The organism is Staphylococcus sp. AtHG25 (genome assembly GCF_003217445.1).
Classification (GTDB): Bacteria; Bacillota; Bacilli; order Staphylococcales; family Staphylococcaceae; genus Staphylococcus; species Staphylococcus haemolyticus.
The window spans coordinates 155593-171831 of the sequence record NZ_QJSN01000005.1; the positions used below are offsets into that span (position 1 = coordinate 155593).

Sequence of the window (16239 nt, forward strand, 5' to 3'; positions counted from 1 at the left end):
TCTATTTGATGTAATAGAAATTGCCTTCTTTTAATTATTTAACATTTCAAAAACACTATGAGGACTTTTTAAAATCGAAAATATTATTTAAATTAAAGATGTTTGAAAGTGTACTTCCGACAGTATTAGTACCTTGTGTTGTTGAATTATTGTTTGTAGTTCCTGAATTAGTATTGCCACTATTATTAGTGTTACTACTATTAGAATTACTTGAGTTATTTGAACTATTTGAGCTATTTGATGAACTTGAGCCACTGCTACCATTTACTTCACGATTAGTCGTGTTGTTATCTGGGTGACCACTTACTGATAAATTATCAGCGCTTGAGCCATTAACTGAATCTGGTTTCTTGAAGTCACCATCATCACTTGAAGTAATATCAGACATAACATCCTCATATAAATATTGTGGATATTCTTGTTCTGAGTGACCTAAGAATGAGTTAACGCCACCTTCTTTAATTTCACTGAAGCCCATCCAGATAGACATTGTGTATTTAGGTGTGAAACCATTTATCCAAACGTCTTTTGCAGCGTTATCAGGTAGGTTATATTGTTGGTTAATTTCAGTACCATAAGTACTTGTACCAGTTTTAGCACCCATAGTAACGCCTGATACGCCATGTCCATAGGCTGAACCATAGGCTTTGAATGTACCTGTAAGCATTTCAGCTAACATATAAGAAGTGTAGTCTTTCATAGCTTTATGACTTGTATGGTCAAACTCAATTGTGTCATCATCAGCTGTTACAACTTTTTGGATAGAATGTGCGTTATTGTAAGTACCGCCGTTAGCAATTGCTGCGAAAGCAGATGCTAATTGAGTAGGTGAGAACTCAGAAGCGCCACCACCAAGTACATCAGAAGGGCCAATGCCACTTTGATAATCTAATCCAACTTTTGATGCGAATTTCTTAGCTGCATTATCCCCAGCTTGTGAATTAACTTGTTGCCAAGTTTTAAGCGCTGGAATGTTGAAACTTTGTCTTAACGCATCATACGCAGTTACAGTACCATGTCCATTTCCATCATAGTTACGGAATGTACCACCATCAATTGAATAGCTTGATTCGTCTTGAATTGCATGATTCGTAGCCCATTGCATGTTTTCAATAGCTGGACCATAAGCTAAGAACGGTTTCAATGATGAACCAGTTAAATGCGCATCAGTTGCAGCGTTATTGTCAACAACGTCCTTGAAGTTACGACCTCCAGAAATTGCAACTAAGCCACCAGTCTTACTATCAAGAATTGTAGAACCAACACGTTGGTCTTCATTTTTATAGTAATTACCGTTGTCTATACGATCTTGTAATGTTTTTTGAACATCTTTGTCCATATTTGTATAAATCTTAATTCCACTTTGAAGAACATCACTCAAGTTTTTATTCTTGAATTCTTTATTGTTCATCAATTCAGATTTAACAAAGTTCACATATGAATCGTATTCTGAATCAGAGTTATCAGTGCCAATTTGACGTTCCTTAGCTGTACGATCTACTAAATTAGCTTTTAAATTAATTTTCTTAGCGGCATTATACTCTTTATCAGAAATTCTGTTGTGATAATGCATTAAGTAGAGTACAGTGTTTTTACGATTTTCCGCTTGTTTAGGGTTGTCGTAAATATTATAAAGGTTAGGCACCTGTGGTAAACCTGCTAAATATGCTTCTTCCGCAAGATCTAAATCTTTCAAATCTTTATTGAAGTAATATTTAGCTGCAGCTTTAACGCCATAAACACCATCTGAATAATAAATTTTATTTAAGTACATTTGGAAGATTTCATCTTTACTGTACTCTTGTTCTAGACGGTAGGATAGGTAAGCTTCTTGTGCTTTACGTCCGATAGATTTCTCTTCACTTAAGAATGCTCGTTTAACTACTTGTTGTGTTAAAGTAGATGCACCTTGTGAACCAAATCCACCAGTCAAGTTTTTACCAATGGCACCAAATAAACGTTTATAGTCAATTGCACCGTGGTCATAGAATCGGTTATCTTCAGTTGCTAACACAGCATTTCTCATATTTTTAGGAACATCTTTTAACTCAACATGTTCTCTTCTTGCGCCGTTATCTAATTTTTTTACTAAATCACCATTTTTGTCGTAAATTTCTGCCGGTTTAGGATCTTGTAATTTAGATTCGGTAAATGCAGGAGCTTTCCATGCATAATACGCAAATAATAAAATGCCTAATAGAACTAAAACGATAAAGGCAATTAATAAAAAGCCAATAATCTTGATAATCGTTCTTTTCACATTCTTATTCTTTTTTGCTTTGGACTTCCCATTTTTACCATTTTTAGGTTGAGAAGATCCTTTATTTTCCGTCATACGCGGTCCTCACTTTCATCTAATATCAACTTATCAACTGCATTGAGGTAATTTAATCTTGGTTGATACTGATAAGGAATATAGTAACTATTTTTTCTTATTTCTTCAACTGTTATTGATTTTTTTATTTCATTTTTATATCTATCCCAATATTTTTGGAATTTGGAAAATGGCAATAAATATACTTCATCAAGTAATTTAAATCTTATAATTAAAAATACAATTCCTTTTTGAAGAAATGTATTTTTCATATGTTCTACTTGATGATCATGAATATTATTCAAAGGAAAAGATGTTTTATTTTTAGTTTCCTTTGCTTCAAAATCAATATAATGACCATTATAAACGCCATTATAATCTGTAGTTGAAGGTGTACGAAAGTAAGCCTCATTTATAACTGCTTTACTTCGCTTGGGATAATGAACATTAACGATTTGAACAGGTGTTGGTTTTTTATGGATAACCGCTTTACCATGTTTTAAATAATAATCATTTGAAAGTTCAATATCCTTTTCAAGAGTCATACCACGGCCACCATATTCTATATTACTAAAACTCGATTTACCATTTCTTCCGACCATAGTCGTATTTCCCTTAAAAGGTTTTCCATTAGGGTAATTCATTTAATTCACCACACAAGTTTGAATTCATATAATAGAGGTTATGTAAAACTTACACTAACTAATACTATTAATAATCATTTATGAAAAATGATTATATGTTCAAACTATGATAGATAATAATAAAAATAGACAAATAAGTATTTAATCTTATCTATGAATTTCATTATTAATCTACTTTATTTTAACGTTAATTAACTAGTAAAACAATATTTCAATGTATTTATCCTGTTTATATAGCTAGCAATTTAAATGACGGTTAGTTTAAATTATGATAAATTAAATTGAATATAAGGGGGGGCGTCTTCATGGATACTATATTGATAAATGATTTAATCAATGAATTACATACAATAGAAGATCGCTATAATATTGTTAAAAATTCCGAGACGAACTTTGATTTTTATGAAGTAGTTTACCCTTATTCGCAAGCGATAGACACTAAGTTAGAAAATCTCATTAAATTAAAACCCCAGATTATTCAATTGAGTTATATGAATGCTAATAAGTTTGATTTACTAATTAAGTCATATAAAGAATTATCAGTAGATTGTCACTTTTATAGAACAAGCAAAAAGCTTTTTAATGAGAAGTTAAAAGCTGTTAACTACGATTTAAATTATATTTATCAAACTATTGAAGGGTGATGTTGAGCATTTGAAAACTGTGTATGTAACAGGGTATAAATCTTTTGAACTAAATATTTTCAAAGATGACGCACCTGAAGTATATTATTTAAAAGCTTTTATCAGACATAAATTATTACAATATATTGATGAGGGGCTTGAGTGGGTACTTATTCAAGGACAACTTGGTATTGAATTATGGACTGCTGAAGTAGTTATTGATTTGCGAGTTGAGTATCCGGATTTAAAATTAGGAATTATAACGCCTTTTTATGGGCATACTTCTAAGTGGAATGAACAGAATCAAATGAAGTATAATAAAATTGCTCAAGAAGCTGATTTTATGGAAAGTGTACATCATACCGAATATGAAGGACCATATCAATTTAAACAAACAGATCAGTTTATGTTAGATCATACAGATATGACTATACTTATATATGATGAAGAGCAAGAAGGAAGCCCAAAATTCTTTAAAAGGATGTTAGTTGATTTTATAAATAAAACAAACTATACTTGTGATACTGTGGCATTTGATGAACTCACTGATTTTATAAATGATATGCAGTGGGAGCAAGTTCAAAGTTTCGAATGAGGTGGAAAAAATGGCAGATGTTTCTTTAAAGCTTTCAGCAAAAGATATCTATGAAAAAGATTTCGAAAAAACTATGGCCCGTGGTTATCGTCGTGAGGAAGTAGATGCTTTTTTAGATGATATCATTACAGATTATCAAAAAATGGCTGATATGAATAATGAAGTTGTAAAATTGTCTGAAGAAAATAACAAATTAAAAAAAGAAGTTGAAGAATTAAGACTAAGAGTGGCAACAACAAGACCTTCTGACAATAAATCGTTTTCTTCAAACAACTCAAGTTCATCAAACAATAATGTTGATATTTTAAAAAGAATTTCAAATTTAGAAAAAGCTGTTTTTGGAAAGTAATCTAACTTAGCTTAATTAATGAATGTTATCAATTGGATATTTTTTGTCTAATAATAAGTATTCAATTAACAACAGATATTCTTTAAAAATATCTGTTATGGTATAAAAAATTATGATATAATCGCAAAAGTGATATTTTGGGTAATCGCTATAGAAATATAGAGGAAAGTCCATGCTCACACAGTCTGAGATGATTGTAGTGTTCGTGCTTGATGAAACAATAAATCAAGGCATTAATTTGACGGCAACGAAATAACCTAAGTCTTATGATATGGTTAAATTAGTTTGAAAGTGCCACAGTGACGTAGCTTTCATAGAAATATGAAGGGTGGAACGCGGTAAACCCCTCGAGTGAGCAATCCAAATTTGGTAGGAGCACTTGTTTAGCGGAATTCAACGTATAAACGAGACATCTTTATTCGGAATATAAAGATTTGTAGACAGATGGTTACCACCGACGTACCAGTACAACTAGTGTACGTTATGAGTACAACGGTACAGAACATGGCTTACAGAAATATCATGAACTAGTTTAGCTCTCCCATTGATTGGAGAGCTTTTTATTTTTTTACTCATACATAATAAATTTTGTTAACATATAAATATATCTATAAAAAAGGAGAAAACGTAATGTTCCAATTATTAGCAGTTTGTCCAATGGGATTAGAAGCTGTTGTAGCCAAAGAAATCCAAGAACTCGGTTATGAAACACAGGTTGAAAATGGACGTATCTTTTTTGAAGGTGATGCTAAAGCTATTGTGCAATGCAATTTATGGTTACGCACAGCTGATCGTATTAAAATTGTTGTAGGCCGTTTCAACGCTACAACATTTGATGAACTTTTTGAAAAAACAAAATCGCTACCTTGGGAAAACATTATTGATAAAGAAGGGCAATTCCCAGTTCAAGGTAGAAGTGTTAAATCAACATTATATAGTGTACCAGACTGTCAAGCTATTACTAAAAAAGCGATTGTTGAACGTTTAAAAAAAGCTTATGATGAAAAAGGTTGGTTAAATGAATGTGGTGCTAAATACCCTGTTGAGGTAGCTATTTTAAAAGATAATGTATTATTGACTATCGATACCTCAGGTTCAGGTTTGAACCGTCGTGGATATCGTATTGCTCAGGGGGAAGCTCCTATTAAAGAAACGTTGGCAGCGAGTCTGGTACGACTTGCCAATTGGAAGGGAGATACGCCTTTTATAGATCCTTTCTGTGGTTCAGGTACTATTGCCATAGAAGCATGTTTAATCGCTCAAAATATTGCACCAGGCTTCAATCGAGATTTTGTTTCTGAAGAATGGAATATTATGCCTCCCAATATTTATGATGATATGCGAGATGATGCTGATCAACAAGCTAATTACGATAAAGACATTCAAGTATTTGCATCAGATATAGATCCTGAAATGGTTGAAATTGCTAAACGTAATGCTAAAGAAGTCGGTTTGGCAGATATAATCCAATTTAGTGTTAAAGATGTGAATACATTAACAATTGATACCGATGAATCAGTAGCTTTAGTTGGAAACCCTCCATATGGTGAACGAATTGGAGATAGGGAAGAAGTCGAAGAAATGTATCGTTATATTGGTAAATTAATGAATCAACATTCACATTTATCAACTTACATCTTGACTAGTAACAAGGAATTTGAATTTTTAGTTAATCGAAAAGCTACTAAAAGAAGAAAATTATTTAACGGCTATATTGAATGTACTTATTATCAATATTGGGGTAAAAAGCCAACTACTATATAATTTTTATTAAATTTGTAAATTTTTCTTAATGTAGCTAATAATATTTAATTAATTTAATCAATTCATTAGCACTCTTATTATTACTGATGTAAAGTGATAGTAAGAGTGTTAAATATAGATACAAATACATAAATTTATATACATCTTAGTTAGGAGAGAAATAATATGCAAACAGTATTAATAATAGGCGCAAATGGTAAGGTCTCTATCGAGGCTACTAAAATATTTTTAGAGGATTCTAATTTTAATGTAGATTTATTTTTAAGAAATGCGCATCGAATTCCTGATTACGCATCAAATCGAGTAACAGTTTATGAAGGCGATGCAAAAAACTCAAAAGATTTAGAGCAAGCACTTGATAAAGTTGATGTTGTATTTGCTAGTCTATCTGGTTCATTAGATATCGAAGCACAAGCTATTGTAGATGCTATGTCTAAAAAAGATGTTAAACGATTAATCTTTGTAGCTGCCCCTGGTATTTACGATGAATTACCAGCTAAATTTAATGAATTTAATAAATCTCAATTTGGAGAGAAATTGACAAAATATCGTAAAGCTGCAGATATTATTGAAGCATCAACATTAGATTATACAATTATTCGTCCAGCATGGCTTACATTTAAAAATGAGACAGATTACGAAGTTACATCGAAGGATACTCAATTTAGTGGAACAGAAGTTTCAAGACGCAGTATTGCAAGTTTAGCTGTACGTATAGCGAAAAACCCAGAATTATATTCTAAAGAAAACATAGGTGTTAATAAACCAAACACTGATGGAGATAAACCAGCTTGGTTCAATTAACTATTCTTTATATTTGTTTCAAACTATTGTTGTGATAAAATTTAATAAATAGGTAGCCAGTCAGAAATAAAAATTAAAGTTTTTACTTTAGTAAGTATAATTTTTGTTGAATAAACTTAAACAGTATATTTAATTTTAAATCTGCCTACCCGATTAAGAATAGCCTGTTACATTAAGTATGTCTCAGGCTGTTACTTTTTTATTTGAATGTTTGAAACAAAGGGGACTTAGCATGGCTAATAATGAACAATTAGATATTTTATATAAATTAAAAAAAGAAGTTGAAAAATCAAAAAATTCAACTTTAATACATACTATTAATCAAGTAATAAAAAAGGTATATTTAAATCAATATACCGCTTCTTTTGTTGGTCACTTTTCAGCGGGGAAATCTACATTAATTAACTTATTATTAGAACAAGATATTCTTCCAAGTTCACCAGTACCTACCACAAGTAATACTGCAATCGTATCAGTTGCAGACAAACAAGAAATTATAGCTAATTTAGAAAATCAACAATATACAAAATTAAAAACATATGACGAAGTCAAAAAAATGAATCGTTTAAATGTAGATGTAGAGTCTGTTGAAATTAATTTTCCTTCTTCAAAATTCAAAAATGGTTTTACGCTTCAAGATACACCTGGGGTAGACTCAAACGTAATTACACATCAGTCTACAACTGAACAATTCATGTATACAAGCAACATTTTGTTCTATACAGTAGATTACAATCATGTACAATCTGCATTAAATTTTCAATTTATTAAAAGAATGAATGATGTAGGTATACCAGTCATTTTTATCATTAATCAAATCGATAAACATAATGAAGATGAAATTACTTTTGAAACTTTCAAACAAAGAGTCAATAAATCAATAGAAGATTGGGATATTAAACTTACAGATATTTTCTATGTAACAAAATTCGATCATCCCGAAAATGAACTTTCACGTCTTTCTCAATATTTAATACAGAATGATAATTATAGAGAACCTATTGAGGATTATGTAAATCGTACAGTTAAGTTTATTACAGAGGCTCAATTAGGATATATTCAAAATGAACTACAAGATATTCTAGAACAGCTTAATATAAATGAAGATGAATTTGAACAAGCCTATGCTAAATTTCAACAAAATCAAGCCGTTAGTGAAGAAGCTCGACTCTTAAATAATCCTGATCAATTATTAAGTTTTTTAAAACAAAAGCGAAAAGATATATTAGATAATGCATACATTATGACACATGACATGCGTGAAGATATTAGACATTATCTTGAAAGTATGAGTGATGATTTTAAAGTTGGCGGCTTTTTAAACAAAAAGAAGAAAAAGCAAGAGGAACAAGAAGCACGCTTACAGAATGTTGTTTCTAAACTTCAAGACAAAGTTAATCAACAAATTCGACAACCCTTACGAGAGGACATGTCATTTTTAACGCGTTTTATTAATAACTCTGAAGTTAATCATGATGTATTAAATCAACATTACGAAATAGATTCAAGTTTAATTTCCAATTTATATCAATCTCAAACGAGTATAAGTAATACTTATGTACTTACTTTTAGTGATGAAGTGCTTAAAGCTATTACTAATTTTGTAGAAAAACAATCCAATCCGTTATTTAATCAAGCGATTGATCATACACAAGCGCAAGGTTTAACTGAAGAAACTAATGATGATCTACAGATATATGAGCATTATATTGAATTACAAAATTTAAAAGAATCTCTAACAACTAAAAATTATCTACATTATTATATCCATATGGATGACTCTTTAGATAAATTAATAGGAAGAACTGAAGCAAACTATATTTTAGAAAACAATGATCAAGTTTTAGAAAAAGATGAGAGAGCGTCTGATGAAAATTTAAATGAGCGTAATACTATAAAGGTTAACATTCAAGAAGCATTAAACATTATTGAACCTGTACCATTATTTGATAGAACAAAAAATGATATTAAAGATACATTAGAACGATTAGAAAATAAACTTGTCAAAATTGGTGTATTTGGTACATTCAGTGCAGGAAAAAGTAGTTTAATTAATGCCTTATTAGGTGGGCAATACTTAGTAAGTTCACCAAATCCTACAACTGCAGCTACGACTGAATTATCTTACGGTGAGGATAGTCAAATCACACTTAAAACTGAAGAACAACTATTAAATGAACTTAATCAACTCATTGAATACCATAATGTTTCTTTCGAATCACTCGAAGCATTTGTCCAATCTGATGTACCACAATTAAAAAACAAATTAGAAAAGAACCAACTTGCTTTTGTAAGTGCAGTTCACAAACATTTTTCTATGTATAAAGATATGTTGGATGAAGGCGTGAAACATACGATTTCTCAAGAGGAAATAAAAAAATGGAGTGCTGAAGATGAGTTTGCTACTTTTGTTAAAACCGTGCACATCAATTTACCATTAGAATGGTTGAAAGGAAAAATAATCGTTGATTCACTAGGCTTACATTCAAATAATCAACGTCATACAAACGAAACTGAACAAATTTTAACTTCATCCGATTTAATTTTATATGTGAGTTATTTTAATCATTCATTTACAGATAATGATAAAAACTTCATCGAACATATGAATGAGATGAATCAACTTAATGAAAATCAAGCATTCAAAATGGTTATCAACGCTGTAGACCTTGCAGAAAACAGTGATGATTTAGCTGCGGTAAAACATTACGTTAAAGATGCTTTAACTCAAGTAAACTTGAAGTCAGATATCTTTGGTGTTTCAAGTAGACAAGCATTGAGAGGGAACGATGAAGGTATTAATCAGCTGCGTCATACCATTGACCAATTTGTAGAAGTTGATTCAAATATAATTTTAGAGCAACAAATGGTTAAACAACTTGAGCAAATCAATATTTCTTTCGAAGAGATGATTCATGATTATAAAACTAACCAATCTCATATTGAACAACGTCAGCAACAATTGAAGAAATATCAAAATGAACAAAGGTTACCAAATCAATTGCTATTTACTACAGAACAACGTACTAATAATGAAGTTGAAGATCAGATTTATCATTTAAATGGCAGATTAAAATTACAATTATTGGATGATGTTAAAAGTATATTTAATAGTCAGATGACTCAAAATAGTGATTTTAATGATGAAAAGAAAATTTCTTCTAAAGCATTTTTAGATCAAATACATCAACGACTATATTTAGAACAAAGTTTATTAGTTGAACGAATCAAGAAATATTATAACCGTCAACTTAGCGAACAAGTCGCACCGACAATCCAAAAATTAAATCAATTGCATGTATTTATTAATTCAGATTTTTCAATTATGCCTAATTTTACCGAAAAGGCATTCTTGCGTGTTGATTTAAATGACATGATTAATGCTTTACCTAAACAATTAACGAAACGTCGAATTTTGAATCCAAATACTCAACGAGAGTTACAAGAACAAATCAGTTCAAATACGTTAGAGTTATTACAAAATCAAATTAGTGAATTTAGACAGGCATTGATTCAGTATGTTGCTTGGATGAATAAAGAAGCTGAAGAGAAATTTGCGCAAATTGAGGATGCAATTCAAGATCAAATCGATGAATTATTATCATTTAATTTAGACAATACATTAATCGAGCAATTACGTATTGCGAATCAAAAATTAAACGCACTATTAAAATAGAAGGAAGGCACAAAATATGAAAAATCGTGTCCTATTAGTAGATGGAATGGCTTTATTATTTAGACATTTCTATGCTACAAGTTTACACAATCAATTTATGTATAATTCAAAAGGTATACCAACTAACGGAATTCAAGGTTTCGTTAGACATATCTTCACAGCAATAAATGAAATCAATCCTAGTCATGTAGCTGTATGTTGGGATATGGGACAATCCACTTTTAGAAATGATATGTATACTGACTATAAGCAAAATCGTCCAGCACCACCAGAAGAGCTTATTCCACAGTTTGACTATGTCAAAGAAATTTCAGACCAATTTGGATTTATAAATGTTGGAATGACTAATTATGAAGCTGATGATGTGATAGGAACTTTGGCAAAAACATTTTCTGATAATAACGAGGTCCACATCATCACTGGAGATAAAGACTTATTACAATGCATTAATAATAATGTAGAAGTTTGGTTAATAAAGAAAGGATTTAATATTTATAATCGTTATACTTTAACTCGTTTTAATGAAGAATATCAGTTAAATCCACAACAATTAATTGATATTAAAGCGTTTATGGGTGATTCTGCAGACGGATATCCTGGTGTTAAAGGTATAGGTGAAAAAACAGCTCTTAAATTGATTCAATCCTATGGAAGTGTTGAGAACGTATTATCCAATATTGAACAATTGACTCCTGGACAACGTAAGAAAATTGAAGCAGATAAGTATAATTTAACTTTGTCAAAAAAGTTAGCCGAAATATTTACTGATGTGCCACTAAATAGCATGGAAATTTATAGAGATATGGCTTATGCACATTCACTTAACCACATACTTTCAATTTGCAACGAACATGAACTTTATGTTTCTGGAAAATATATATCAACAAAATTATAATTTAGTACAAAGACTCAAGACCTATAATGTGTTTTGAGTCTCTTTTTCGACTAATTTATAACGTTTCTCAATATTTATTTTTTATTTTATTAAAATAAAATCTATTTCACACTCAATTAAATTAATGATACAATTAAATAGAACAACTATTGAATTGTTCATTTCATAATGATAATTGAAATTAACACCCGAGAGGAGTTGCGAAACTTTTGTCGAGCAATTTTTTATGTTCTAATGACTGAAAAAATTAAGACAATAAATATGGTAACTTAATTATCAATCCATTTGATATTGAGCTATGTGTTATCGGAATTACTTTTTCAAAACTACTCATAACATCAACATCAAGAATATACAACATAGAATAGGAGAGAAGCACATCAATGAATCATCGAGATAAACTGCAAAAGTTCAGTATTCGAAAGTATGCAGTGGGAACTTTCTCAACATTAATCGCTACGTTAGTATTTTTAGGAATGCATACTGATCAAGCCCATGCGAATGAATATACCAACACGACAGTTGAAAAAGCACAGCAAAATACTGAACCACAAGCATCCCGAGACAATAATAGTAATCCAAATGATGCAATAACAATTCAAAATGATCAAACTCCTGATCAAGCTACAGAAATCAATAAGCAATCAAAAGAAAATGACAAGATAACTACAGAAAAAAATGCAATAGAAACTCAAACAAGCGAAAAAGAAATTACTAATTCGACATCAACATCTATTAAAGAAAAGATGGAAGAAAGATCGCCAGTCACTAAAGATGAAAAAACAGATAAACAAATTGATGATAAGCTAGACACACCTAAAGAATCTAAGTCGGATAACAAACAGAAAATTGATGACAAAAACATTTCTAAACTGACTAATCTTACTCAAGAAATTCAAAGTAAATTATTAGAAGTTGAAACTATAGAACCTTCAAATCCTCATATTGTAGAAGCGAAAAAATTAATTGTAGAAAGTAGTCGTTTCACTCAATCTAGTAATGTTTCGCAACAATCACTTCTAGAATTAGTTACAAGATTAGAGCGAACGCGTAATTCATTAGCAAATGTGATTACTCGTTCTCATTCAGGTAAACGCGATCCAAGAAACGGTCAACAAATTGAAAAGGGTACTAATTTTAGATTTACAACTTTAAATGGTCGTTGGAATGCCGGTAGAAACGTCATTGTGTACCAACGTAACTATGCCTCATTACCTGATGGTAGGGCGTTAGGTACTGGTCAACAAGTTAATGGTGTGGAAAATATTACATCTAGAAAGACCGTAATGCGTGCTTATTATAAACGTAATGGAAATTCAAAATACTTAGTTTATGATGTTTTCTTCAACAATGATGGATTTAATTTCATTCCACGTGGTTCTCAACATCGTCTAGGTATGACATTGCTATTACCATATAAAGTAATGAAATTAAATTCAGATGGTTCATTTTCGAGTGATTCAGTTAGAAATCTATCTTATACTGCTTATGAAAGAAGAAGTGGTAGTAACAGTCTATTGAGTGAGTCACCGAACGATTTTATCATCGATCCAGATAACAGTACTCAAATAATTGATATGCTAAATAGCAATCAACATGACTTTGGTCACACAACATTTTATCTCAGTTATGGTGTTCGTCCTGGCAGAAGTTATAATTCTGATGCGAACGAATATTTCCACTCAAATAGAAATAATCCTGATTTGAGAAAAGCAGTCGAAGACCAAAGAGGCATTTACAGTGGTTGGAACTATGGAATTGGTATTCAAGTAGATCCCAACCATCCAGAAGGTGCAAATCGCGCTTATCACATGCATCTTGAAGTTAAATTAAGAGATAATGTGACGAATGCAGAATTGGAAAACGCTTGGTCATATGCCAACACAGCAGCAATGGGTGGTACAAGTAAATCTGCCTATACCGTTTTATCAGGTCGTTTATTACCTGAAGATAGTGCATTAACTTCTATCGAAAATCAGCCGCCATTAAAACCAACTATTAACTCTAATTTAGTAGGTAAAGCAACAACAACTTCTGTCATCGACGTTTCTACTGATCCGAATACTAAAGTAGAAATTTTCGATAAAAATGGCAATAAAATTGGTACAGGTACTACAGGTTCTAATGGACATGCTTTCATTACGCCAACTCGTCCTATACCTGAAGGTAATGTCACTGCAAAAGCTTATAATCAAAGTGATGAATCAAAAGTTTCAACATCCAATCCTAAATTTGCAACTGACACGATTCCACCTACAACACCAGTCATTAACACTCGATTAGTATATAAAGCTGGTACATTAACACCGATTGATGTTTCTACTGATCCAAATACACATGTTGCATTAATTGATAAAAATGGACGTATTTTTGGAGCGGGTACAACGGATTCTAGTGGTCATGTGATTATTACGCCAGATCGAGTTATTCCTGAGGGAAATGTGACTGCGAAAGCTACAGATAATGCTTTACATCCGAATAGTTCTGTTTCGATTCCTGTTCAAGCGACAACACTTATACCTGTAATGAAACCAGTCATTAACACAGATGTTGCAGGTAAAGCTTTCTCTACACCAGTTATCGACATTACATCTACACCAAATACGCGAGTAGAACTATTAGATAAAAATAATAATGTCATCGGTCGTGGAATTACTGGTTCTAATGGACATGTGAATATCACTCCAGATCATTATCTTTTCGAAGGTAATATCACTGCGAAAGCATATGATCAAACTGATGCAACTAATAATGCAACATCTGATCCAAGACACGTTACTGACACAACACCACCTAGAAAACCAGTAATTAATACTAATTTAGTAAATAAAGTAGGTACGAGAACACCAATTGATGTTTCTACAGATGTTATGGCTAGAGTGGAAATTTTTGATGAAAATGGAAAAAGTTATGGTTTAGTTCTTACTGGAATGGACGGCCACGGTATTGTTACGCCAACAGCACCACTACCTTTAGGTAAAATCTACGCACGCGCTACAGATGGTGCAGAGACACCAAACTCAATAGATTCTGATCACGTATCAGTAACAGATACTATTCCACCAACAATTCCAACTGTCGATACAGATTTAACTGGTAAAGCAACAACTTTAACACCGATTACTGTTACTACTGATCCAAATACACGAGTGGATTTAACTGATAAAAATGGGCACATTATAGGTACAGGTACGACTGACGGAAATGGTCATATAATAATCACTCCTACAACACCTATTGTAGAAGGTAATGTGATTGCCAAAGCGTATGACCCTGCTAACAACGTTTCAACGTCTGCACCTAGAAAAGCGACGGATACTACACCTCCAACTAAACCTAGAGTTTCAACACCACTAGGTGGAAAGGCGACAACTTTAACACCAATTGAAGTTATTACGGACCCTAATACGAATGTTCAATTATTAGACAAGGATAACAATGTTATTGGTTCTGGGACTACGGGAGCTAATGGACATGTTACTATAACGCCAACTCGTCCTATTCCAGAAGGTAATGTGATTGCCAAAGCAACGGATAACGCGGAACATCCTAATAGCTCTATATCTGATCCAGTCAAAGCAACGGATTCGACGCCTCCAACTAAACCTAGAGTTTCAACACCACTAGGTGGAAAGGCGACTACTAAAACACCGATTGAAGTTATTACGGATTCGAATACAAGCGTACAACTTTTAGACAAAGATGGTCGTGTGATTGGTTCGGGTACGACTGGTGCTAATGGACGTGTTACAATCACGCCAACTCGTCCTATTCCTGAAGGTAATGTTACTGCCAAGGCTATAGATAATGCAGAACATCCGAATAGTTCTACATCTGATCCTGTCAAAGCGACGGATACGACACCTCCGACGGAACCTGTTGTGACGAATGATTTAACTGGTAAGGCGACTACTAAAACACCGATTACGGTAACAACGGATCCAAATACTCATGTTGATTTACTTGATAAGGATAATCATGTCATTGGTTCAGGTACAACAGATAGTAATGGTCGTGTTACGATTACACCTACAGTACCTATTCCTGAAGGTAATGTACGTGCTAAAGCAACAGATAACGCAGAACATCCAAACAGTTCTACGTCTCAACCGAAGAAAGCGACGGATACAACTCCTCCAGGTAGCCCAATTGTTAATACTGATTTAACTGGTAAGGCAACAACCAAAATTCCAATTGATGTGTCTTCTGATCCGAATACTCGTATTGAGTTACTAGATAAAGATAATCATGTCATTGGAACGGGGACTACAGGTACTAATGGTCATGTCATCATTACGCCAACTCAACCAATACCGGAAGGTAATGTAACTGCGAAAGCTTACGATAATGCGGAACACCCAAATGTCTCAACTTCTGTACCTAAAAAAGCGACGGATACTACACCTCCGACGGAACCTGTTGTGACAAATGATTTAACTGGTAAGGCAACGACTAAAACACCAATTACGGTGACAACGGATCCAAATACTCATGTTGATTTACTTGATAAGGATAATCATGTCATTGGTTCAGGTACAACAGATAGTAATGGTCGTGTTACGATTACACCTACGG

The 16239-nt window shown here is 32.3% G+C and carries 10 protein-coding genes and 1 other RNA gene; 9 read left to right on the top strand and 2 right to left on the bottom strand.

Features of this window, described 5'->3' with window-relative positions; translation table 11 throughout:
• Window positions 1-55: 55 nt before the first annotated feature.
• Both BDW31_RS06090 and recU read right to left on the bottom strand, forming a co-directional pair.
• Window positions 56-2335 carry a transglycosylase domain-containing protein gene (locus BDW31_RS06090; protein WP_053024446.1) on the bottom strand — a complete coding sequence of 760 codons (2280 nt, stop codon included), beginning with the start codon at window positions 2333-2335 and terminating at the stop codon, window positions 56-58.
• Entirely contained in the window at window positions 2332-2958 is a 627-nt protein-coding gene (gene recU / locus BDW31_RS06095; protein ID WP_037550420.1) for a Holliday junction resolvase RecU, read from the bottom strand. Before recU ends, BDW31_RS06090 begins: the two co-directional genes overlap by 4 nt.
• Before the next feature lie 305 nt (window positions 2959-3263).
• On the opposite strand from recU, the gene BDW31_RS06100 reads away from it, so the two are divergent.
• The 9 genes from BDW31_RS06100 to BDW31_RS12710 form a co-directional block, all read left to right on the top strand.
• A complete protein-coding gene (locus BDW31_RS06100) occupies window positions 3264-3602 on the top strand; it encodes a DUF1798 family protein (RefSeq protein ID WP_037550417.1) in 339 nt (112 codons plus the stop codon).
• Between the two features lie 10 nt (window positions 3603-3612).
• Window positions 3613-4176 carry an SLOG family protein gene (locus BDW31_RS06105; RefSeq protein ID WP_053024445.1) on the top strand — a complete coding sequence of 188 codons (564 nt, stop codon included), beginning with the start codon at window positions 3613-3615 and terminating at the stop codon, window positions 4174-4176.
• A gap of 10 nt (window positions 4177-4186) precedes the next feature.
• Window positions 4187-4525 (top strand): cell division regulator GpsB, encoded by a 339-nt coding sequence (gene gpsB, locus BDW31_RS06110; protein WP_037550412.1) that lies wholly within the window; start codon window positions 4187-4189, stop codon window positions 4523-4525.
• A gap of 133 nt (window positions 4526-4658) precedes the next feature.
• Window positions 4659-5042, top strand: an RNA gene (gene rnpB / locus BDW31_RS06115) — RNase P RNA component class B.
• Between the two features lie 113 nt (window positions 5043-5155).
• A complete protein-coding gene (locus tag BDW31_RS06120) occupies window positions 5156-6289 on the top strand; it encodes a THUMP domain-containing class I SAM-dependent RNA methyltransferase (protein ID WP_037550409.1) in 1134 nt (377 codons plus the stop codon).
• 165 nt (window positions 6290-6454) lie between these two features.
• Window positions 6455-7093, top strand: coding sequence for an SDR family oxidoreductase (locus tag BDW31_RS06125; protein WP_110709340.1), 639 nt, complete (start codon window positions 6455-6457; stop codon window positions 7091-7093).
• 232 nt (window positions 7094-7325) lie between these two features.
• On the top strand, window positions 7326-10769 hold the full coding sequence (locus tag BDW31_RS06130) for a dynamin family protein (RefSeq protein WP_110709342.1): 3444 nt from the start codon (window positions 7326-7328) through the stop codon (window positions 10767-10769).
• Between the two features lie 16 nt (window positions 10770-10785).
• Window positions 10786-11664 carry a 5'-3' exonuclease gene (locus tag BDW31_RS06135; RefSeq protein WP_053024442.1) on the top strand — a complete coding sequence of 293 codons (879 nt, stop codon included), beginning with the start codon at window positions 10786-10788 and terminating at the stop codon, window positions 11662-11664.
• Window positions 11665-12047: 383 nt separating this feature from the next.
• Window positions 12048-16239, top strand: a 4192-nt coding sequence (locus BDW31_RS12710) for a YSIRK-type signal peptide-containing protein (RefSeq protein ID WP_258365729.1), incomplete at its 3' end; no start/stop codon positions are given.

What these genes read in the sequence shown, in the direction of transcription:
- BDW31_RS06090 (WP_053024446.1), bottom strand. Translation starts at nt 2,335, where the DNA reads ATGACGGAAAATAAAGGATCTTCTCAACCTAAAAATGGTAAAAATGGG.
- recU (WP_037550420.1), bottom strand. Translation starts at nt 2,958, where the DNA reads ATGAATTACCCTAATGGAAAACCTTTTAAGGGAAATACGACTATGGTC.
- BDW31_RS06100 (WP_037550417.1), top strand. Translation starts at nt 3,264, where the DNA reads ATGGATACTATATTGATAAATGATTTAATCAATGAATTACATACAATA.
- gpsB (WP_037550412.1), top strand. Translation starts at nt 4,187, where the DNA reads ATGGCAGATGTTTCTTTAAAGCTTTCAGCAAAAGATATCTATGAAAAA.
- BDW31_RS06120 (WP_037550409.1), top strand. Translation starts at nt 5,156, where the DNA reads ATGTTCCAATTATTAGCAGTTTGTCCAATGGGATTAGAAGCTGTTGTA.
- BDW31_RS06125 (WP_110709340.1), top strand. Translation starts at nt 6,455, where the DNA reads ATGCAAACAGTATTAATAATAGGCGCAAATGGTAAGGTCTCTATCGAG.
- BDW31_RS06130 (WP_110709342.1), top strand. Translation starts at nt 7,326, where the DNA reads ATGGCTAATAATGAACAATTAGATATTTTATATAAATTAAAAAAAGAA.
- BDW31_RS06135 (WP_053024442.1), top strand. Translation starts at nt 10,786, where the DNA reads ATGAAAAATCGTGTCCTATTAGTAGATGGAATGGCTTTATTATTTAGA.